Consider the following 19,349-nt stretch of genomic DNA (forward strand, 5'->3'; position numbering starts at 1 on the left):
TTCTGTTGCGGCACTGACAAACGCTTTAATTGCGCCATACATGTGACTAAATTAGACACATGATCACTGACCTGCCGCCCCTGAACGCCGTCCGCGCCTTTGCCGCCGCTGCTCGCCACGAGAGTTTCAGCCGCGCCGCCGAAGAACTGCATGTGAGCCACAGCGCGGTGAGCCGCCATATCAAGTTGCTGGAAGAGCACCTGGGGGTGCTGCTGTTCGAGCGGCGCATCCGCCAGTCGGTGCTCACCCCTGCCGGGCGAGCCTTCCATGAGCAGGTCAGCGTGGCCCTGGCCCAGATTGCCAATGCCGCCGCCTCCCTGCGCCGCGGCGCGGCCCTGCGCAAGGTCACCATCAATGTGCGGCCGTCCTTCGCGGTGCGCTGGCTGATTCCCCGCTTGCCGCAGTTCATGGCGCTGTACCCGCAGATCCAGCCGGAGGTGGTGACCAGCACCCTGCTCCCCGACCCCGCCAAGGAAACCTTCGACCTGGTGATTCGCCGTGGCCGCTCGGGCTGGGCAACCACGCTGCAACCCCAACGCCTGCTGGAAGACGAAATCCTGGTGGTGGCAGCGCCGTCGCTGTTGCACAGCACAGCATTGAACAGCCCCGATGATCTGCCGCGACATACCTTGCTGGTCAGCCGCACCCGCGCCAGCGACTGGCAGAAGTGGCTGGAGCACTGCGGCCTGAAACCGCTGCGTACCTCGCCAACCTTGCATTTCGACCATATGCACTTCGTGCTCCAGGCCTGCGTCGACGGGCTGGGCCTGGCGCTGTGCCCGGCATCGTTGCTGGCCAAGGACCTGGCCAGCGGCCGCCTGATCTGCCCCTTGCCGGACCTGCGCCAGCCCCTGACCCGCTATTACTACGCGCTGGCCAGTGATGCGGCCCCCGAAGCCCAGGTGTTTATCGACTGGATGCTGGCGCAGATTCACCAGGACGCCATGGATCATCAGGTACAACAGCTTGCGGGCAATGCGGGCCCACGCCCATAAATAATCGGATACAAAAGCCTTGCTCCAGCCCGCGCAACCGACGTTTCTTCGACATCGGCTGCGCTACCATTTCGCCCCCTTTGCAACCGCCAGAGATCCCGCAGCAGATGCTCCCGACCACGCCCCCCACTGCCCTGCCTCCTGTTCTCGCCGGCCCGTTGCTGCGCCGCCTGGAGCCGACGCGGCTGGTGCTGTGGCTGGTGGGCTCCAGGGCATTGGCGCTGACCCTGCGCCTGCAGCCCGCTGGCAGCGCGACCCTGGATCTGGCCCTCGACCCGCAGCAATGCCAGGTCATTCCCGTCGGTCGCCATGCCTTCATCCATCTGATCGATGTGGCACTGGACGATGCCCTGCCCCTGGACGTGACGATCGCCTATGACCTGCTGATCAACGATGCCGAGGACAGCGCCCGGGCCATTGCCGATTGGGCGCCGCACCTGCTGTATGGCGATGCCGGGGCCCCTGAGTTCGTGCTCCACAGCCGCATCGACAACCTGCTCCACGGCTCCTGCCGCAAGCCTCATCACCCGTCCGCTGACGGCTTGCTCTGCGTCGACCGCCTGCTGGCGCAACAGCCCGAGCCCGGACAACGCCCGGCCTTGCTGATGATGAGCGGCGATCAGGTGTACGCCGACGATGTGGCCGGCCCCATGCTGCGGGCCATTCACGCCCTGATCGAGCGCCTCGGGCTGTTCGATGAACAACTGGAAGGCGCCGTAGTGGCCGACAGTCAGGCGTTGTACCGCCATGGCGCCAGCTACTACCAGCGGGCCGAATTGCTCCCGGCGTTGAAGAGCAATGAAACCCTGCGCGAGCGGTTTTTCGGCGGAGTGAAAAAGCCGATCTTCACCAGCAGCAACGCTGACAACCACCTGGTGACGTTCGCCGAGGTGCTGGCCATGTACCTGCTGGTCTGGTCGCCGCTGCCCTGGACCCTGATCACGCCACAGCCGCCGCAACTGACGCCGGAACAGCAAACGCGCTACACCCGGGAACAGCAGCGCATCGACGAGTTTGTCCAGGGCCTGAAGGGTGCCGCGCGGGTCTTTGCCCACCTGTCGTGCCTGATGATCTTCGACGACCACGACATCACCGACGACTGGAACCTCAGCGCCCAATGGGAAGAAACCGCCTACGGTCACCCCTTCTCCAAGCGCATCATCGGCAACGCGCTGCTGGCTTACATGCTGTGCCAGGGCTGGGGCAACAACCCGGATGCCTTCGCCCAGCTGCTGGAACACACTCGGGCCTTGAGCGCCACGGCACAAGCCTCGGAACACCTGCTGCAACGTCAGCCCCAGGACGATCTGATCGACCAGTTGCTGCGCTTTGAACAATGGCAATACGTATTGCCCAGCACCCCGGCCCTGGTGGTGCTGGACACCCGCACCCGGCGCTGGCGCAGCGAGTCCAACCTGGGCCAGCCTTCCGGCCTGCTGGACTGGGAAGCCCTGAGCGAACTGCAACACGAACTGCTGGATCACCCCTCGGCGATAATCGTTTCACCGGCGCCGATCTTCGGCGTCAAGCTGATCGAAACGGTGCAGAAGGTCTTCAGCTGGTGCGGCTACCCGCTGCTGGTGGACGCGGAAAACTGGATGGCCCATCGCGGTTCCGCCCAGGTGATCCTGAACATCTTCCGCCACTCGCGAACCCCGGGCAGCTACGTGATTCTCTCGGGGGATGTGCATTACTCCTTCGTCTACGAAGTGCTGATCCGTCACCGCCAGGGCGGCCCGCGGATCTGGCAGATCACCAGCAGCGGCATCAAGAACGAATTCCCCGCCGCCCTGCTGGAATGGTTCGACCGCCTCAACCATTGGCTCTACTCGCCGCGCTCGCCGTTGAACTGGTTCACCAAGCGCCGGCGGATGAAGGTGATGCCCCATGTGCCCGAGTATGCCGAGGCCGGGGAGCGGCTGTGGAACTCGTCGGGGATCGGCCAGGTGTTTTTCAATGAGCAGGGGCAGCCCGTGGCGATCTATCAACACAATGCCAATGGCACGGCGCCGACACGGATGATTGCGCCGAGATAGAATCCGCTGTCGCCGGCCACCAGGAAGGACCCGCCCGATGGAAAAACAACCGTTGTATCGCAAGGTCAACACCCGGACCCGGGGCGTGGGGCACAAGAACTCACCGTCCTACGCCAAACAGCGCCACAGCAAGGCCCTCCTGGCCAGGGAACAGCAACGCGGCAGCATGCACTCCGACAAGCGCCTGGGGCTGGATTACACCCCTCTGTTCCGTTTTCTGCTCAGCCGGGTCGGCCAGCCGTGGGATGGGGTATTCAGCGAAGCGAAAGGCCGGCTGGATCGGGAAGAGCCGATTTTCTGGTTGGTGGCCCTGCATGAGCACGAACAACAGGATTACGTGGGGCTCAGTGGCTGCGCTTATTTCAGCGGTCTGTACGTCGATACCCAGGGCCTGCTGCAGAAGGTCAATCCCCAGCTGAGCGCAGCCACCATGAGCCCCAATTGCCCTTGCTGCACTCACACCTTGAACGGGGTTCCCTTCGGCCAACCCTATCGTCGCTGGTGAGCCCGTCGCAGCGCCTCATCCGGCGCGGAGGACATCGAGGACAGTCTGCATCGGCGGCGCTAAGGCCGCTGGCAGGCGTTTCGCGACCGTGTGTTCATCCGCTGGATCCGCTTTCGCGGGGCCTATATCCGGGAGGAAATCTGCAAGCACTATGCGCCCTAGATTCGCGCTCTATCGGGCATCGGCGCTGCAATAATCGGTAGGGCGCAGCGGCACCCGCTCCGGCAGTATCTCGCCCTGATCGTCGATCTTGCGCAGCATCGCTGTGCACATCTGGTCCTGGAGAAAGACCATCTGGTAGGTCGCACCGGCCTCGGGCACAAAGGTCACGCTTTGCTCGCAAACGGCGCGGTAGTCCTTATCCATCCCCGGTTCAGTGTTGTAGAACATGAAGGCGAACGGGCGATTGGCCGGGATCTTCAGTTCGTTGGCACCAAAGCCCTCCTGGCGGCGCATGCGGTCGGTAGCGGCCGTCATGGGAATGCCCAGGTTGCGGAAATTGGGATTGGCAATGCCGCGATGGGGGCGAACCATCAGCCCGGAGCTCGGTTTGCGCCAGTCGATGCAATCGCTGTAGGGCACACCCCGCACCAGCCCTTGGGCGACGATGCGGATCAGTGCGGTGTCACCGGCATCGGCCGGCACCCGGTAGCTGACGGTGGTCGCTTTGAGCGCGGAAACAAAGGCACAACCGCTGAGCCCCAGAGACAGGCTCAGCAACAGGATCGAGCGAAACCGCATGATTCATCCTTGAAGGACCGACAGCGAAGGCTGACGCAAAGGATGGCAATCTTACCTCGGCGCCAGGGCGCGTCGGCAGATTTTTCTGCGGGGCCTGTAGCCGCAGCCAAAGGCGGCGACTACAGGGTCAAGCCCTCAGTAACGGGCGTCCGCCGGACGACCGCCGTTGGGCCAGTCCTTGACCTTGTCCGGGAAGTCCGGGCGCGGCTGGTGGGAGAAGTATTCGGCCACGTCCAGGGCTTCCTGGTCCGAGAGGCCGCCCTGGCCCAGGGGGAACTTCTCGTGGAAACCGATCGGCATGTTGCGTTTGACGAAGGCCGCCGCAGTGTAGGTCCGGGCCATGCCGGCACCGATGTTGAAGGATTGATCGCCCCACAGCGGCGGGAAGATCAGGCTGCCGTCGGCGCGTTTCAGGCCTTCGCCATCGGCTCCGTGGCACACCGCGCATTGCTTGGCATACACCTGCTTGCCATTGTCGGCATTGGGCTTGAGGGCCGGATCGATCTTGCCCACACCGCGGCCGGCCACCTTGTCTTCTGGGCGGGTGTTCATTTTCATCCACTCGAAGTAAGCCACCATGGCTTGCATGTCGGCGCCGTTCACCGGCAGCGGCTTGCCGTGCATGGAGCGGCGGAAGCAGCCGTTGATGCGCTCCTCCAGGGTGATGGTCTTGCCCGCCCGCGGCGCGTAGCCGGGAAAGAACGCCGAGACGCCGACAAAGGGTGAACCGTCGGCCACGGTGCCGGCGTTGAGGTGGCAACTGGTGCAGTTCAGCGAGTTGCCGACGTTGTCCGGCAGCAGGGCCTTGGTTTCCAGGTGCAGGCGCATGCCACGCACCACTTGCTCGGCATTCGGCGCGGCCAGCAGGTTGGCCAGGCGCGGGGTTTCGAACAGGGTGCTTTCCACTTGCGGGCTCAGTTGCGCCCGCATCTTCTTCACTTGCTCGGCGCTGATGGCGGAGCCGTTGTTGCCCCAGCTGCTGCGGACAAAACTGAGGATCTCGGCGATCTCGCCATCGGCCAGCTGGGCAAAGCCGGGCATGGTGTAGACCCGTGGATGGGCCGCGGTCTGGGCGGTCTTCCAGCCGGTCAGGGTGATGTGCAGCAAGGAAGTCGGGTTGGCCGAGGCGACGCTGGGGTTGCCGGCCAGGGACGGGAACATCTGCGGCACACCAGCGCCGTCCTGACGGTGGCAGTCGGAACAGAATTGCGCGTAGCCCAGGCCGCCACGGGAGGTGAACAGGTCGTTCGGCGGGGCCGCCGGGGTCAGGGCCACCGATGGCATGGGCAAGTCGTCCTTGCCGGCCGGCAGGGACTTGAGATACGCGGCGATCGCCGTCAGGTCGGCGTCGGTGAAGTGCTGGGTGCTGTGGTGGATCACGTCGGCCATGTTGCCGGATACCGTGGCAAAGCGGTTCTGCCCGGTCTTGAGCAACTGCACCGTGTCCTCCACGGTCCACAGGTTGCGCAGGCTCAGGGCTCGCCACTCTTCCACCGTCTCGCCGGCCAGGTAGTGCTGGCCGCCGGATTCGCTGTCGCTCATGGCCTTCTCCTGGAAGGCGATGCCCCGCGGGGTATGGCAGGAACCGCAGTGGCCCAGGCCCTGGACCAGGTAGGCGCCGCGATTGAGCTGTTCGTCCTTGGCCGGGTCAGGCTTGAAGGGCTGCTTGTCGACGAACACCAGGTTCCAGAACCACAGGCCCCAGCGCTGGTTGAAGGGGAACCCCATGTCGGCTTCCAGGTTGCCCTGGGCTACGGGTTCCACCCCGTGCATCAGGTAGGCGTAGAGGGCGCGCATGTCCTCTTCGGTCATCTTGGCGTAGGACGGATAGGGCATGGCCGGGTACAAATGACTGCCGTCAGGGGTTACGCCTTCGCGCATGGCGCGGTCGAATGCTTCGAAGCTGTAACTGCCGATACCGGTGTCTTTATCCGGGGTGATGTTGCTGGAGTAGATGGTGCCCATGGGCGTCTTCAGCTCCAGGCCACCGGCCATGGTGGCCCCGCCCTTGGCGGTGTGGCAGGCAATGCAGTCGCCGAGCTGGGCCACGTACTGGCCACGCTGGATCAGTTCGGAATCTGGGGTGGAGGCCGCCGCTGCCGGGGTCGGCTCGCTGGCATGCAGTAGGGGTACGCAGAGCAACGCAGCGCCCAGAAGGCACAGGCGTGACAGAGAAAAAGCCATCAGGTTATTCCTTTAAAATCCGCCTGGGGTGGTCCCCTCGGCCGATATCCACAAAGGTTTTTATTGGTTATCCCGGCCTTCACGGTACAGGCCCGGGGCTCGATACCTTGTGGGTCCGAGCCTGATGCCCTTGTAGCGGATTTTTCTGAAAACCCTGTTGATATGGATCATGGCCCTATAGGCAATGTCCTGTATGGCCGACTCTGCGACACTTTTACCGGGTGGTTTCCACCCCTAGGCCGGCGGCCTGCCAATCGACGAAACCGTCGTCCAGGCGCCGCACCCTGAAACCCTTGGCGCGAAGCAAGGCCGCGGCATTGTGTGACAGCACGCAGTAGGGCCCGCGGCAGTAAGCCACCAACTCCTGGCCCGCGGGCAACTCGGCCAGACGCTGCTCCAACTCTTCCACCGGGATATTGATTGCCCCCGGCAAATGCCCAAGGGCGAACTCCTGCGGCGAGCGCACGTCCAGCAGGGTCATGCCGCCCTCCTGCAGGCGTTGGCGCAGCTCTTCCCGGGAGATGCCCTCCAGGCGCCCCGGCTGCTGCTCGCTGTCGGCCAGCAGCTCACGGATCTGCCCGTGGTTGTAATCGACGTATTGGCGCAAGCCCCCCAGAAGTGCGGCCAACGGCCCCTGGCTGAGGCTGTAGAGCACCCGCTTGCCGTCGCGCCGGGTCTGCACGAAACCGCCCCGGCGCAGCTGTTGCAAATGTTGCGAGGTGTTGGCCACCGAGAGTCCCGAGGCTTTCACCAGGCGCTCCACCGGCTGCTCGCCACGAGCAATGTGCTCCAGCAGGATCAGGCGATGGTGATGGCCGAGAATACGTGCCAGCTCGGCCATGTCCGCCAGAGGCTGTTGAGGGGAAATCGAATCGGTCATTGACAGCTCCTGCTGCTTTATTGATCATTCAATTACTTAATTGAATGAAACATTATCACACCCATAGCCGAGGCTGAAGTGCAGCCATCCATACCCAGGAGTCTTTATGCATGAGTTCATGGCGTTGATTTTACCGGCACTGCTGATCGGTGTCGGCGCTACCTTGGTCCTTGATTTGTGGACGCTGTTTCTGGCGCGAGTGTTGAACATTCCTGGCCCCAACTGGGCCATGGTCGGACGCTGGATCGGGCATTTTCCTCGTGGCCAGTTCCTGCACCAGAGCATTGCCCAAGCCGCCACGGTTCCGGGGGAACGGGCCCTGGGCTGGCTGGCCCACTACCTGATCGGCGTCCTGTTTGCCGCCCTGTTGCTGCTGGCCTGCGGCCTGGAGTGGGCGCGGCAACCGACCCTGGCACCGGCCCTGATCATCGGCGTATTGACGGTGGCTGCGCCGTTCCTGCTGATGCAACCGGGCATGGGCGCCGGGATCGCGGCGAGCAAGATGCCCAAGCCGAATGTGGCCCGGCTGCGCAGCCTGATGGCGCATTCGGTGTTCGGGCTGGGCTTGTACATGGCCGGGATGTTCTGGGCGTGGGTGTTGGGGCAGACTGCGTGACCTCAGCCCAGAGGCCGAGCATGCCCAGAGAGATCGATCGATGAAGCCACCTGTATGCGACCTGTGCCACAACGATTTTTCCTCGGAGATGTGCCATGCCGGAACTGGCGGCGGCATGGTGCAGTTCGCCGATTATCGCCCGCTGGGCCAAGGGTGCGCGGGGCACCCTCATGGCTACGAGTGGTTCTGCGATGAACATCTGGCCAGTGCCCGGGCCCTGGCTTCGCTGAGCTATAGCGATGCCAGGGCAGTGCTGACCCGGCAGTATGCTCCGCTTGCGGACTACCCGCCCCTCGCCTCCAGTGATCCAGCACTCTGGATCACCGAGGTGGGCCCCAACCCCGCGAAGATCTTCGCGCTGATCAGGCAAGCCATGGGCGTAAGCCCCAACGTGGCCAGAAACTTGCTGACCAGCGTCCCCTTCAAGGTGATCCAGGCCTGGCCGCAACAGTTCAGTGTCTGGCAGGAGTCCCTGATTCAAGCCGGTGCCCAGGTTGAAGTACGCTATCCCTCGTCCAAGTCCGCCTGGGCCGAGCAAGCCGACGCAGATAACGACTGATCCTGCTCGCGCATCCAGTCTGCACTCGCAGGGGCTTTCACATACCCGCTGAACCCAGTTTGCTCCACACAAGCAATATCCGTAGGTCTAGCCGTGTCCGCCGCCGAGGCTGGCGTCTACGCTGGGTTCTGATGGACTGGCAGGCGCCCTGGCGGTACCTGCGCTGGAAGATCCCGGGCACTTGTGCCGGTGAAAGGAATCAGAGCCATTTGTAACCTGATCATCGCCCGGCTTGTTTTCATGCCCCCTGCGGAAGCCCTTGCCCATGCTCGAACACCTTGACCTCAACGCGCTGATCGCCGCCTACGGCTACTGGGTGATCTTCATCGGCTGCCTGCTGGAAGGCGAAACCGTGTTGATTCTCGGCGGCATGGCGGCGCATCAGGGTAGCCTGCAATGGCCGCAAGTGATCGGCTGGGCCACCCTGGGGGGCATCCTCGGCGATCAGTTGCTGTTCTGGACCGGGCGCTATGGCGGAGCGCGCCTGCTGCCCAAGCTCAAGCGCCATCAGGCGGCCATCGAACGGGTCCAGGGCCTGATCCAGCGTTACCCTTCGACTTCGGTGTTCGCCGTGCGCTTTCTCTACGGCATGCGCCTGGTCGGCCCCTTGGTGATCGGCGCCAGTGGCCTGGCACCCTGGCGTTTCGCCCTGCTCAATGTGCTGGGGGCTGCGGTATGGGCCATCTTGTTCGTCAGCGCCGGTTACTGGGCCGGCGAAGCCTTGCAGCATTTTCTTGGCGACCTGAAACCCTATCGCCTGCCGATCTTCCTCGGGGTGATAGCGCTGGTGGTCCTTGCGGCACTGGTGCGGCATTTGCGTAATAGGCACAAGGCCCAGCAGCACTGAGACAAGGGCTTTGGCACATCGGGAATTTTCATACTGACCCGGCGACTTTATTTCGTTTGTCCAGGCCCCCCGGCCCCGGCTTAGATAACGGCTTGTTTCCGGCACCCAGAGCCCGCATCCATGAGCCACGAGAACATCAGCCGTTCGATCTCCACCGTCCACCCGATCCGCCTCAGCCACGGACGCAACGCCGAGGTCTGGGACATCGATGGCAAGCGCTACATCGACTTTGTCGGCGGTATCGGCGTGCTCAACCTCGGGCACTGCCACCCACGCATAGTCTCAGCCATCCAGCAGCAGGCCACCCGGCTCACCCACTACGCCTTCAATGCCGCGCCTCACGGGCCCTACATCGAGTTCATGCAGCGCCTGGCGAACTTCATCCCGGTGAGTTACCCGGTCAGCGGCATGCTCACCAACAGCGGCGCCGAGGCCGCGGAAAACGCCCTGAAGATCGTGCGCGGAGCTACCGGGCGCAGCGCGGTGATCGCCTTTGACGGAGGCTTCCATGGGCGCACCCTGGCCACCCTCAACCTCAACGGCAAGGTGGCGCCCTACAAGCAGAAGGTCGGTGTACTACCCGGGCCTGTGTACCACCTGCCCTACCCCAGCGCCGACAACGGCGTCACCTGCGCCGAAGCGCTGAAGGCCATGCAGCGCCTGTTCAGTGTGGAAATCGATGTCGAGGAAGTGGCCTGCTTCATCCTCGAACCGGTGCAGGGCGAAGGCGGCTTCCTGGCCCTGGACGCCACGTTCGCCCGGGCCTTGCGCAGCTTCTGCGATGAACATGGCATTTTGCTGATCGCCGACGAGATCCAGTCCGGCTTCGGCCGCACCGGGCAGCGTTTTGCCTTCTCCCGCCTGAACATCGAGCCGGACCTGATCCTGCTGGGCAAGAGCATTGGCGGCGGGGTTCCACTGGGCGCCGTGGTGGGTCGCAAAGCATTGCTGGACGTGCTGCCCAAGGGCGGCCTGGGGGGCACCTACTCGGGCAACCCGATTGCCTGCGCGGCGGCGCTCGCGACCCTGGATGAAATGACCGACGAGCACCTGCAGGCCTGGGGCGGGCGCCAGGAGCGGGCGATCGTGCAGCGCTATGAGCATTGGAAAAGTAGTGGGCTCTGCCCCTTCCTGGGCCGTCTGACGGGGGTGGGAGCCATGCGCGGCATCGAGTTGGTCAATGCCCGGGGCGAACCGGCGCCAGAGCAACTGAGCACGCTGCTAGGCAGCGCCCGGGATGCGGGCCTGCTGCTGATGCCCAGCGGCAAGTCGCGGCACATCATTCGCCTGCTGGCGCCCTTGACCACCGAGCCTGAAATCTTCGAGGAGGGCCTGGATATTCTCCAGGAATGCCTGGCGCGCCTGTGATTCCCGGCGCGCCTCAGGGCGAGGCTAGAACAGGTAGCCCATGTAGGTGGCAATGCCGCCACCGGCCTGTGGTCCGACGTTCATGCCAGCCATGACCACTGCGCCCTTGGCCGAACGCAGCAGCTGCTCGTTGACCTTGATCGAAGCCATCATGGTCGCCGGGTTGCTTCCCAAAACGACGGCCAGGGCCAGTAGCTTGGGGTCCAGGCCGAACAGCAGGGCCGTGGCCGAACCGCCCACCACCAGTCCGCCACCGACCTCGGTATAGAAGCAAGGCCCGGTGATGTCGTCCTCGGTCAGGTCCCGGCTGCGAAGGGCATCGCTGACAAAGACCTTGCCGGTGCTGGGAAAAGCCTCCGCCGCACCGGCACCACTGACGCTCTTGCCCTTGACCTGGATATTGACCTTGCCGAAACGCGGCAGGCGCCCACCAAAGCCGGCGCCCACCCCCAGGCCGCCGTAGCGATAGCTGACGTCCTTGCCCTGAGGCGAACGCAGGGTGATCGAACCACCACCGCCGGCCACGAGGGCTACGGTCAGGCCGCCGCCGCTGGCGGTCTGGTACAGCCATTTACTTTCGTTGACCGGAATCGGAATGCTGAGGTTCATGGGGTCAAAGTCCTTTTGCTCGTTGTGTGGCTCGTCCGCGCTGGCTGATGACACCCACCAGGCCGGCCAGGGTAAATACCAGACCGATCAGGCCGAGCACACCCGGGGTGGCCCAGAGTGCTGCCGGGTCGTCGATGATTGCGCTGTTGGCCGGCCGCTCGGGCTGGTAATACACCCGCACCGGCTGGTCCTTCTGGTAGCCGAAGATAAAGCCACCCTGGGGGTAGGAAATCTTCTCACCGGTACTGCTGGTGAAGGCGATCTCGGGGTGCGAACCCCCGGCATTCAAATCGCTGACGATACCGTCGGCGGTCTGGGCGCTGGCGAGGAACTCGCGGCGATCAAGGGTGAGATTGACGGCGATGACCAACAGGCCGATGCCGATCAGGGTGAACAGCAGACCCTGGAGGATCTTGCCAAAGCGTGACGGGGTGGAGTTAGCCATGGGCTGTCTCGATATTCGTCCGTGAAAGAGGGAGGCCACGATAACAAGAAACCTGCCTCCAGAAAAACCACTGCCGCGGCGCAAGCGCATTCCGGCAACGGCGTTCAGGCGCCCTGGAAAGCGGCCTGAGCGCCTGTCGCCAGCGCTTGCAAACCGAATTTCCGACGGGCATTGCCCTGGAGGAATTTGTCCGCAAATACCGGCGGAAGTTCCAGGCCCCGGACCTGCTCCCGGCGTTTTTTTTTCAACACACCAGGAGGAACTGGCCGGCGAGCAGCACGTTGCCCTGGCCACAAATCCGTGGCCAATGCCTGAACGCCGCGAACAGCCGTACGAGTTTCGAAGAGCTCCCTTGGCCGGTTGCGTTCAGGCTCCGAGGGCTGCCAGTTTCCGAGGCAGGCTTGTATCCTCCAGGTCGCCCACGGTCGAGCCGGCACGCCGCTGCGACAACGATGCCCACTGGGCCGAAGCACTCAACTACATGGGTCGGCCCCGAGCACAGTCGGGGCGCGATCTGCCCGTACTTGCCCATTGGAGAGTTCACCATGCTGATCCGCGACGCACACGCCGCTGAAAGCGAAGCACTGCGGCAGTTTCTCGGCGATAACGGCTGGGGCCATCGGGTGGGCAGCAGCGAATACTTCGCCCAGTTGCTGGCAAACTCCCAGCGCACGGCGGTCGCCCTTCTGCAGGGGCAGATCGTCGGCTTCGCCCGAGGCATCAGCGACGGTCTGTCCAACGGTTACCTGTCCATGGTGGTCGTTGCCGAGCAGCACCAGCGGCGTGGTATCGGCCGCGCCCTGGTGCATTGGGTGATGGGCGACAACCCCGAGATCACCTGGGTCCTGCGGGCCGGGCGCCCCGGGGCAGCGGAATTTTTCAGCTCGCTGGGCTTCGAACCCTCGATCATCACTCTGGAACGCACGCGCCATCGCGCATAATCACTCCCCCGCCTCCAGCTCATCCAAGGAAGACCCATGTCCGAACAGCACGACTCCAACGCCGACTGGCCCCCCGCCGGCTGCCCGCCCCTGGCCTGGCCGGAACTGCCTGACCAGGCTGCACGGCTGAGCTGGTACCTGGCGGTCATTGGTGCCTACGGCGCGCTATGGGAAGGGCACGTCAACGAACCGGAATTGACGCCTGTCAGCGAGGACGCCCTGCAGGCGCTGGAGCAACGCCTGGGCTGCCCGTTGCCTCGATCGCTGCGCGACTACCATCGGCAATTGGGGGTGCTGTCCCTGGCGGAGGTCCTGTGCAGCGTCGGGCCCGGGCACACGCCGATCCAGCCGTTGCTGGAGGCTTATCCCGGTATCGTCGAGATCAGCGATGTCGACCTGATACTGGCAGGCAAGCTGGTGGCCTTCGGCGACTACCTGGGCAATGGCAACCTGTTCTGCTTTCACCGCGAATCCGGCGCGGTCTACTACTTCGATCACGACACAGGTGCGGCGCTGACACGCTTTTTCGATTCCCCCGAGGAGTACCTGGATACGCTGATGCTGCTCTGCCTGGCGGAGGTATACGACGACGATGATGCTGCCGAAGCATTGATCAGCCAGCGCTACGGCGAGGACCTGGTACGCAAGTGGCGCTATTGAGCCCTGCACCTCATTTGCCGGCACCTGCGCGCTGCCGGGCGCAGTAGCCGTCACCATCGGGTTGGGACTGCAAGTCGGTGCAACCGCCCCCCATGAACGCGGCCAGCGCGGCAAAGGGCAGCAGAACAATCACCTGCGCAATGCCTCGGGCCTGGGCATGCGGGTCCTCGACCTTGCGCAGAAAGCCCTGATCGTGGGCCGCTGTCTCGGTTTGCAGCGTGGCCCAGAGGGTATAGCGAAAAGCGTCAGCTCCAGGCCCCTGGCCGCCGACACGCTGACAGGCGTCCAGCGCCTGGACGGCGTAGACATCCCCCACCTGACGTGGCACTCCCGTCGGGCGGGCCTGACGGGCATTGAAGTCATCGATCAGGGTGGTGAGTTGCAACTGGTCCGCCTGCTGGGCCACCAGGCAATCGCTCTCGGCAGGAAACTCTCGACTGGTACGGGCCAGGGTATTCAGCCAGTTCCGGTAGTTGGTGTAGAAACCAAACTGGCTGCCGTCCGGCAGTTCCTGCCGATACAGCTTGAGGGCCCCGACAAAGTGCTTGCCGGTGTCGGTCAGCCGCTGCACCTGCTCGCGGCTCAGTGGCTGATTGAGGGTGTAGCCATACACCTGCGGCCCCTCGACTGTCGGCCCGACCGGGGCCGTAGTACAAGCTCCCAGCGATGACAGGATGATCGTCAGGCTTAAAACACTGCATAGCATCCGATGCATGACATGCCCCAGCGCGAGTGGACGGCTCGATGGCCAGACGCGAGATTACGCCATTTCCCAGCCGCTGTTTCGGCCAGGCCTGCCAAACCCTTAACCCTGCCCAGCCATGGGCCTACTGCCGCGACGCTGATGACAGCCTGGTGCAGATGCGCCGCTATCGCGACGCCCCCCATGCCCGGCTTGACGTGCCCGAAGCAGCGCTCCATTGTCCCCGGCCCGCCCCTCGAACAAGGATGCTCCATGCTTCAGCGCGTCATGCTCTGCACCCTCTTGACCGTTATCGCCCTGCCCGCGTTCGCCGCGCCAGCCAAAGTCGAACGCCGGTGCGGCTGGTTCGAGAACCCGACGCCAGCCAACGCCACCCTGACCGACCGCGATGGCGTCTGGGAGATCGCCAGCCAGGGCGGCTATCAGGCCGAGGGCGAGTGGCCCACTTTCAACGACCAGCAATGGGTGCGCACCAACAATCACTACGGCTACGGCTGCGCTTGTGTCAGCGCCAGTGCGGATCCCCGGACTCATCGCCTCGACCAATTGCACAAGGCCAAGGCCCGCCCGCTGTCAGCCTGTCGCAACGATCCCAGCCTGTACGAACCCTTGCCCGAGGAAGCCGGAAAACCCGTATTACCCCAGGGCTCGCCGCGCTTTCAGGGCCAGGGTTTCAGCCTGCAGTATCCAAAAGGCTGGACGCTCAACCAGACACAGAACTGCCTCACCCTGGATCACCCGAAAAAACGCCCGGGCGAGGAGTACACCCTGCAACTGTGCCTGCAGCAAGGCAGCCTGGAGCAGGCCGCCGAGGGCTTGTTCTTCTACCTGGAAAATGGCGTCTGGATGCGCAGCGCCGGCAGGGATGAGCCCAGCCCGGTACTTGAGGTGAACGGCCCCGGCTGGCAAGGCCTGCTGGCCTATCAGACCTGCGGCATCAGCGATGAGGAAACCGGCTTTCATGCCGTTGGCGGTACCTGCCTGACGGCGGTGATCGATAGCGGCCAGCGTCAGGTGGTGGCCGACAGCGTAGGGTTCTTCCAGGATTTCGCCACCCTGGGGGCCATCCTGCAGTCGATCCGCTTCGACCCGGCGCCATAGAGCCCCCGCTAGGGCACGGCCCGATACAGGGTTTGCAGGTGGGACAAGCGCAAGCCGCAGTGCTCCAGGTTGCGCCGGCTTTGCGAGTTCACCAGAGCGGTGGCTGCCACGCTCCGGGCCCCCAAAGCAGCAGCCTGCTGCAAGCGATGGGCGATCAGGGCCCGGTGATAACCCAGGCCCCGCGCGGCCCGGGTGGTAAAGGCGGTGCCCAGGTACGCCACGCCGTTGTCGGCGATGAACAGCGCCGCGCCGGCCACCGCAACGCCCTGCTCCCGCAACAGGTACAAATGCCCGCGCCCATCGTTGAGCAAGCCACCAAAGGCCGCCTGGGTGGCCGGCCGAGCGGCCGCGGGGGTATTGAAGCCTTCGCGGTGCAGCGTGCAGAACACTTCCAGCGTCGAGGCGGTCACCGGCTCGATATCCAGCACTGAAGGCGGCGCCACAATCTCGCCCACAGGAGCGAACAGCTGCCCATGAGTCCAGCCCTTCAGGCGCTGCAACGGCAGCCCTTGCAGCTCCAGGGTGGGCACAACCTTGGCTGACTCGGCGATCAAGGCGATCGCCGGGGCGTAAGCCACGCAGCTCTGCAGCAGATCGACCAGGCGCCGGGCATCCTGCGCCCTGTCGCCATGTACCCGGTTCATCATCGGGCTGGGGTTGCCGCCGACGACGAAGGCACCACAACCCGGCTCACCATACAGGCAGGCCCGATAAGGGTTGCCCGGCAGGCTCGCCAGCCCCTGGACCCGGGCCCGCAGGTATTGGGTTTCGGCATATTCAAGCGCCAGCGCACGGCTCAGGTGCATATCAGCGGTTACCCACCGGGGTTTCACTGACCCAGGGCACCCGCACCTGTTCGGCGATGCTCGTGGCCTGCTGCTGCAACACCTCCAGTTGGGTCCGGCGGCCGAACAAGCCAGTGAAATGCAGCAGCAAGCGCCCGGCAAACCCCAGGCCATCGCCGCGTTTGCGCGGGATCAAGTGCAGGTGCGCATGGGGAATGTGCTGGTTGGTGGCGCGGCCGTCATTGACCAGCAGGTGGGTGCCTTCGACGCCGTAGCCGGCACGCCGTTGCGCCGCCAGCAGGCCATCGAAGACCTGGTACAGGTGCTGGCGGATGAAACCGGGCAATTGCTCGAGCTTCTCTACGTGCTGCTGGGGGATCAGCAGCAGGTGCCCTTCACCCAGCGGATGCACGTCCATGAAGGCCATGCAGTGCTCATCGCGGTACACCAGTGCGGCGGGCAAGGTGCCGGCGGCAATCTGGCAGAAAATGCAATTCATCCCTGAATCCTCAAGTGGCAAGGCGCGCCCGGGCGGGCGCCGCCAATGTAACCCACCTGCATCCTGTAAAGCGCGCTCCTTGTGCCCGGCTTGGGTTCAGCCCAGCGCCAGGTAGGCGCCGGCATCGACCTCGATCATCACCGGCTGCCGGGTGTCCTTGAGGGTGTGCAACAGGTCTTGCAGCTGCGCGGGGGAGTCGGCGCGGTGGTGCGCCACATGGAAGCTTCGGGCCATGGCCTGGAAGTCCGGGGTGAGGATGTCCACCCCCAGCGGCACGATATCCCGCGCCTGCATGTAGTCGCGGATCTCGCCGTAGCACTGGTTGTTCCACACCAGCAGGATCACGCCGATCTGTGCTTCCTTGGCCGCGATCAGCTCGCCGCTGGCGAACTGCAGGCCACCGTCCCCCACAAGCGCCAACACAGGCCGCTCGGGGCGCGCCAGCTTGGCGCCCATGGCCGCCGGCAAGCCGTAGCCCAGGGTGCCGTAACCACTGCCGGCGTTGAACCAGCTGGCCGGAGCCGGGGCCTGGTAGCCACAGGCGCCCTGGTACACCGGCTGGGTCGAGTCGCCCACCAGGATCGGTGCATCCAGATTGTCCCGCAGCAGGTCCAGCAGGCCCTGCAAGCCTTGCTGCTTGGGCGTCCAGCCGGCGCGCTCGGCCTGGTTCACCCGTTGCACGCTGTCCAGTGCCCAGCGCCCGCGGGAATTGGCAGGCGCCACCTTGCCCAGCAGTGCCTGCAAACCTTCCAGGGCATCCCCCACCAGGCCGACATGGGCCCGCTGCACGCCCATGACCTGCATCGGGTCGATGTCCAGGCGAATCAGCGAACCCTTGAAGCGCAGCGGCCCGAGGCCAAAGAAGTCGTAGTCGGTTTCCCCAAGCTCGGTGCCCACGGCGAGCACCACATCCGCTTCGTCGATCAGCGCCCGGCCATGGGCCGAGGACTGCACGCCATCGAGCAACAGCGGGTGGCCGCAAGGCAGCAGGCCGCGGGCGTTGGTGGTCAGGGCCACCGGCGCCTGCAGGCGCTCGGCCAATTGCCGCAGGACCTCGGCGCAACCCCGGGCACCACCACCGGCCAGGATCAACGGGCGGTGGGCACTATTGAGCAAGGCCAGCGCCGCCTCGATCGAAGCCCCGGCCGGCGCCGGCGCGCCAGGCAGGCTGCGGGGCATCAGGTTGAGGTTATCGGCGGGCATCTCCAGCACGTCCAGGGGAATCTCGATGTGCACCGGCCGCGGCCGTGCGCACTTGAATACGGCAAAGGCCCGCGCCAGCAGTTCCGGCAACTCCGAAGGCGCTTGCAGGGTGTGGCTGAAGGCGCAGACTCCGGCCACCATTGCTCGCTGGTCCGGCAGTTCGTGCAGGTGGCCGTGGCCCAGGCGCAGGTGCTCGCGACGGTTGACGGTAGAGATCACCAGCATCGGCACCGAATCGGCATAGGCCTGGCCCATGGCCGTGAGGATATTGGTCATGCCAGGGCCAGTGATGATGAAGCACACCCCAGGCTTGCCGCTGGCCCGGGCGTAGCCGTCGGCCATGAACCCGGCCCCCTGTTCATGCCGTGGGCTGACGTGGCGCAAGCGGCTGCCGTGCAGGCCGCGATAGAGCTCGACGGTGTGTACGCCGGGAATCCCGAATACCGTGTCCACGCCATAACCTTCCAGCAAACGAACCAGGGACTGCGCACAGGTGGTCATCGACTACTTCCTCTTGTTCTTATGTGCGGGCGACACCCTGCGCCCGGCTGATGTCGAGGGACATTAGTCGCTGCACCCAAGGGGCAACAATCGAAAAAAATCGCGGCGATTGCTCAATAAAATTCACGCTTTGCCGTTGCGACGGGGTTCCGGGTGCAAGCGGGTGATGCCCTGCAGCTGGGACTTGACCCACTCGCTGAACGCCAGCACCACCGGCCGCTCGGACTTGAGCAGGTCGGCCACCAGGTAGTAGCCGCGATTGGACTCGATCTCGGTGCCGAAGGGCTGCACCAGTTGGCCCCGGGCCAGGGCTTCGCCGCTGATCAGGTTGTCGCCCATGGCAATGCCCTGGCCGGCGATGCAGGCCGACTGCACGAAGTGCGCGTCGGCAAACACGATGCCCCGGCGCACGTCGACATTCGGCGCCCCGGCGGCCGCCAGCCAGACCCGCCAGTCGGAGTAGTCGATCATGTGCAGGAGCAAGGCGTGATCCAGGCCATCAAGGGTTTTCAGGCCACCCATGGCATTCACCAGGCTCGGGCTGCACACCGGGAAATAGCGCAGGGAGACGATCTTCTGCACGTGCTGGTTGGGCCAGTCGCCCATGCCATAGGCCACGAACAGATCGACGCTGCTGTCGCTGGTGTCCCCCGGAGTGCGGGGCGACACCAACTGCAGTTCAACCTGGGGATACAGCGCCTGGAATTCGGCGATATGGGTGCACAGCCAATAGGTGGCGAACCCCGGCGGGCTGCTGATGCACAGCCGGCCGCTGACCTGCTGGCCATCGGAGCGCTGGCCGGCCTCGAGGATATTGGCCAGCAGCAGGTGGATGTCCCGGGCATAGCGCTCCCCCTGGTAGGTGATGCGAATGCTGCGGCCCTGGCGCTCGGTCAGGGCAAACCCCAGGGTCTGCTCCAGGCTCTTGATCTGGTGGCTGATGGCGCTGGGCGTCAGGTTCAGCTCATTGGCGGCCTCGGCGACACTGCCCAGGCGGGCCACCGCGTCCAGAGCGCGCAACGCGGTCATGGAGGGATAACGCATACCGATCATGCCTCGACTACAAAAAAACGAGTGGCAGCACCATAGCTGCAATCGGCGTCCGGCAATAGCCTTGCTCGTCGCCGAAAAAAAAGCCCATTACTGAAAAAAATTACCGTATCCCACTAAA

General features: G+C 64.5%; 20 protein-coding genes. 10 read left to right on the plus strand and 10 right to left on the minus strand.

The annotated features are described in order from the left end of the window. The first annotated feature begins 59 nt into the window (after nucleotides 1-59). From gcvA to A9971_RS23990, 3 genes are all read left to right on the plus strand, one after another. A complete protein-coding gene (gcvA, locus tag A9971_RS23980; protein ID WP_183000052.1) occupies nucleotides 60-995 on the plus strand; it encodes a transcriptional regulator GcvA in 936 nt (311 codons plus the stop codon). A gap of 107 nt (nucleotides 996-1,102) precedes the next feature. After that, on the plus strand, nucleotides 1,103-3,031 hold the full coding sequence (locus A9971_RS23985) for an alkaline phosphatase D family protein (protein WP_183000053.1): 1,929 nt from the start codon (nucleotides 1,103-1,105) through the stop codon (nucleotides 3,029-3,031). 37 nt (nucleotides 3,032-3,068) lie between these two features. Next, a complete protein-coding gene (locus A9971_RS23990; protein ID WP_015636894.1) occupies nucleotides 3,069-3,536 on the plus strand; it encodes a hypothetical protein in 468 nt (155 codons plus the stop codon). 171 nt (nucleotides 3,537-3,707) lie between these two features. Here A9971_RS23990 and A9971_RS23995 read toward each other — a convergent pair whose 3' ends face one another. From A9971_RS23995 to A9971_RS24005, 3 genes are all read right to left on the minus strand, one after another. Continuing rightward, nucleotides 3,708-4,277, minus strand: coding sequence for a hypothetical protein (locus tag A9971_RS23995; RefSeq protein WP_174395124.1), 570 nt, complete (start codon nucleotides 4,275-4,277; stop codon nucleotides 3,708-3,710). 135 nt (nucleotides 4,278-4,412) lie between these two features. After that, nucleotides 4,413-6,461 (minus strand): c-type cytochrome, encoded by a 2,049-nt coding sequence (locus A9971_RS24000; RefSeq protein WP_015636897.1) that lies wholly within the window; start codon nucleotides 6,459-6,461, stop codon nucleotides 4,413-4,415. A gap of 214 nt (nucleotides 6,462-6,675) precedes the next feature. Continuing rightward, nucleotides 6,676-7,341, minus strand: a complete 666-nt coding sequence (locus A9971_RS24005) for a metalloregulator ArsR/SmtB family transcription factor (RefSeq protein WP_183000054.1) — start codon at nucleotides 7,339-7,341, stop codon at nucleotides 6,676-6,678. Nucleotides 7,342-7,447: 106 nt separating this feature from the next. Here A9971_RS24005 and A9971_RS24010 point away from each other — a divergent pair, with 106 nt between their 5' ends. From A9971_RS24010 to A9971_RS24025, 4 genes are all read left to right on the plus strand, one after another. Continuing rightward, the gene (locus tag A9971_RS24010; RefSeq protein ID WP_019094249.1) at nucleotides 7,448-7,957 is read left to right on the plus strand and encodes a DUF2938 domain-containing protein; all 510 of its coding nucleotides are present in this window, start codon (nucleotides 7,448-7,450) and stop codon (nucleotides 7,955-7,957) included. Nucleotides 7,958-7,997: 40 nt separating this feature from the next. Next, complete coding sequence (locus A9971_RS24015; protein WP_053153667.1) at nucleotides 7,998-8,516, plus strand: hypothetical protein; 519 nt, start codon at nucleotides 7,998-8,000, stop codon at nucleotides 8,514-8,516. Between the two features lie 265 nt (nucleotides 8,517-8,781). Next, nucleotides 8,782-9,363 carry a DedA family protein gene (locus A9971_RS24020; RefSeq protein ID WP_183000055.1) on the plus strand — a complete coding sequence of 194 codons (582 nt, stop codon included), beginning with the start codon at nucleotides 8,782-8,784 and terminating at the stop codon, nucleotides 9,361-9,363. A gap of 120 nt (nucleotides 9,364-9,483) precedes the next feature. Beyond that, nucleotides 9,484-10,731, plus strand: coding sequence for an aspartate aminotransferase family protein (locus A9971_RS24025; protein ID WP_183000056.1), 1,248 nt, complete (start codon nucleotides 9,484-9,486; stop codon nucleotides 10,729-10,731). Nucleotides 10,732-10,755: 24 nt separating this feature from the next. On the opposite strand, the gene A9971_RS24030 is transcribed toward A9971_RS24025, so the two are convergent. Then, a complete protein-coding gene (locus A9971_RS24030; RefSeq protein WP_015636901.1) occupies nucleotides 10,756-11,340 on the minus strand; it encodes a hypothetical protein in 585 nt (194 codons plus the stop codon). Nucleotides 11,341-11,344: 4 nt separating this feature from the next. After that, complete coding sequence (locus tag A9971_RS24035; protein ID WP_230493579.1) at nucleotides 11,345-11,785, minus strand: DUF3592 domain-containing protein; 441 nt, start codon at nucleotides 11,783-11,785, stop codon at nucleotides 11,345-11,347. A gap of 545 nt (nucleotides 11,786-12,330) precedes the next feature. Between A9971_RS24035 and A9971_RS24040 the strand changes: the two genes are divergently transcribed. Continuing rightward, the gene (locus tag A9971_RS24040; RefSeq protein WP_011063263.1) at nucleotides 12,331-12,726 is read left to right on the plus strand and encodes a GNAT family N-acetyltransferase; all 396 of its coding nucleotides are present in this window, start codon (nucleotides 12,331-12,333) and stop codon (nucleotides 12,724-12,726) included. 36 nt (nucleotides 12,727-12,762) lie between these two features. After that, nucleotides 12,763-13,386, plus strand: coding sequence for an SMI1/KNR4 family protein (locus tag A9971_RS24045; protein ID WP_183000057.1), 624 nt, complete (start codon nucleotides 12,763-12,765; stop codon nucleotides 13,384-13,386). A gap of 10 nt (nucleotides 13,387-13,396) precedes the next feature. Here A9971_RS24045 and A9971_RS24050 read toward each other — a convergent pair whose 3' ends face one another. Then, nucleotides 13,397-13,999: a hypothetical protein gene (locus tag A9971_RS24050; protein ID WP_183000058.1), complete on the minus strand. Its 603-nt coding sequence runs from the start codon at nucleotides 13,997-13,999 to the stop codon at nucleotides 13,397-13,399. Nucleotides 14,000-14,341: 342 nt separating this feature from the next. Between A9971_RS24050 and A9971_RS24055 the strand changes: the two genes are divergently transcribed. Then, a complete protein-coding gene (locus A9971_RS24055) occupies nucleotides 14,342-15,190 on the plus strand; it encodes a DUF4087 domain-containing protein (RefSeq protein WP_183000059.1) in 849 nt (282 codons plus the stop codon). An 8-nt stretch (nucleotides 15,191-15,198) separates the two neighbouring features. Here the strand turns inward: A9971_RS24055 and A9971_RS24060 are convergent, their stop codons facing one another. The 4 genes from A9971_RS24060 to A9971_RS24075 all read right to left on the minus strand — a co-directional run bounded on the left by A9971_RS24060 (nucleotide 15,199) and on the right by A9971_RS24075 (nucleotide 19,222). Beyond that, nucleotides 15,199-15,996 carry a GNAT family N-acetyltransferase gene (locus A9971_RS24060; protein ID WP_011063266.1) on the minus strand — a complete coding sequence of 266 codons (798 nt, stop codon included), beginning with the start codon at nucleotides 15,994-15,996 and terminating at the stop codon, nucleotides 15,199-15,201. A gap of 1 nt (nucleotide 15,997) precedes the next feature. After that, a complete protein-coding gene (locus tag A9971_RS24065; RefSeq protein WP_011063267.1) occupies nucleotides 15,998-16,474 on the minus strand; it encodes an HIT family protein in 477 nt (158 codons plus the stop codon). 96 nt (nucleotides 16,475-16,570) lie between these two features. Beyond that, nucleotides 16,571-18,178 (minus strand): 5-guanidino-2-oxopentanoate decarboxylase, encoded by a 1,608-nt coding sequence (locus tag A9971_RS24070; protein ID WP_015636907.1) that lies wholly within the window; start codon nucleotides 18,176-18,178, stop codon nucleotides 16,571-16,573. Between the two features lie 123 nt (nucleotides 18,179-18,301). Beyond that, entirely contained in the window at nucleotides 18,302-19,222 is a 921-nt protein-coding gene (locus tag A9971_RS24075; RefSeq protein WP_015636908.1) for a LysR substrate-binding domain-containing protein, read from the minus strand. Between the last annotated feature and the right edge of the window lie 127 nt (nucleotides 19,223-19,349).

The sequence above is a fragment of the Pseudomonas sp. UME65 genome (genome assembly GCF_014170225.1).
GTDB classification, from domain to species: Bacteria; Pseudomonadota; Gammaproteobacteria; order Pseudomonadales; family Pseudomonadaceae; genus Aquipseudomonas; species Aquipseudomonas protegens.

What these genes read in the sequence shown, in the direction of transcription:
- gcvA (WP_183000052.1), top strand. Translation starts at nt 60, where the DNA reads ATGATCACTGACCTGCCGCCCCTGAACGCCGTCCGCGCCTTTGCCGCC.
- A9971_RS23985 (WP_183000053.1), top strand. Translation starts at nt 1,103, where the DNA reads ATGCTCCCGACCACGCCCCCCACTGCCCTGCCTCCTGTTCTCGCCGGC.
- A9971_RS23990 (WP_015636894.1), top strand. Translation starts at nt 3,069, where the DNA reads ATGGAAAAACAACCGTTGTATCGCAAGGTCAACACCCGGACCCGGGGC.
- A9971_RS23995 (WP_174395124.1), bottom strand. Translation starts at nt 4,277, where the DNA reads ATGCGGTTTCGCTCGATCCTGTTGCTGAGCCTGTCTCTGGGGCTCAGC.
- A9971_RS24000 (WP_015636897.1), bottom strand. Translation starts at nt 6,461, where the DNA reads ATGGCTTTTTCTCTGTCACGCCTGTGCCTTCTGGGCGCTGCGTTGCTC.
- A9971_RS24005 (WP_183000054.1), bottom strand. Translation starts at nt 7,341, where the DNA reads ATGACCGATTCGATTTCCCCTCAACAGCCTCTGGCGGACATGGCCGAG.
- A9971_RS24010 (WP_019094249.1), top strand. Translation starts at nt 7,448, where the DNA reads ATGCATGAGTTCATGGCGTTGATTTTACCGGCACTGCTGATCGGTGTC.
- A9971_RS24015 (WP_053153667.1), top strand. Translation starts at nt 7,998, where the DNA reads ATGAAGCCACCTGTATGCGACCTGTGCCACAACGATTTTTCCTCGGAG.
- A9971_RS24020 (WP_183000055.1), top strand. Translation starts at nt 8,782, where the DNA reads ATGCTCGAACACCTTGACCTCAACGCGCTGATCGCCGCCTACGGCTAC.
- A9971_RS24025 (WP_183000056.1), top strand. Translation starts at nt 9,484, where the DNA reads ATGAGCCACGAGAACATCAGCCGTTCGATCTCCACCGTCCACCCGATC.
- A9971_RS24030 (WP_015636901.1), bottom strand. Translation starts at nt 11,340, where the DNA reads ATGAACCTCAGCATTCCGATTCCGGTCAACGAAAGTAAATGGCTGTAC.
- A9971_RS24035 (WP_230493579.1), bottom strand. Translation starts at nt 11,785, where the DNA reads ATGGCTAACTCCACCCCGTCACGCTTTGGCAAGATCCTCCAGGGTCTG.
- A9971_RS24040 (WP_011063263.1), top strand. Translation starts at nt 12,331, where the DNA reads ATGCTGATCCGCGACGCACACGCCGCTGAAAGCGAAGCACTGCGGCAG.
- A9971_RS24045 (WP_183000057.1), top strand. Translation starts at nt 12,763, where the DNA reads ATGTCCGAACAGCACGACTCCAACGCCGACTGGCCCCCCGCCGGCTGC.
- A9971_RS24055 (WP_183000059.1), top strand. Translation starts at nt 14,342, where the DNA reads ATGCTTCAGCGCGTCATGCTCTGCACCCTCTTGACCGTTATCGCCCTG.
- A9971_RS24060 (WP_011063266.1), bottom strand. Translation starts at nt 15,996, where the DNA reads ATGCACCTGAGCCGTGCGCTGGCGCTTGAATATGCCGAAACCCAATAC.
- A9971_RS24065 (WP_011063267.1), bottom strand. Translation starts at nt 16,474, where the DNA reads ATGAATTGCATTTTCTGCCAGATTGCCGCCGGCACCTTGCCCGCCGCA.
- A9971_RS24070 (WP_015636907.1), bottom strand. Translation starts at nt 18,178, where the DNA reads ATGACCACCTGTGCGCAGTCCCTGGTTCGTTTGCTGGAAGGTTATGGC.
- A9971_RS24075 (WP_015636908.1), bottom strand. Translation starts at nt 19,222, where the DNA reads ATGCGTTATCCCTCCATGACCGCGTTGCGCGCTCTGGACGCGGTGGCC.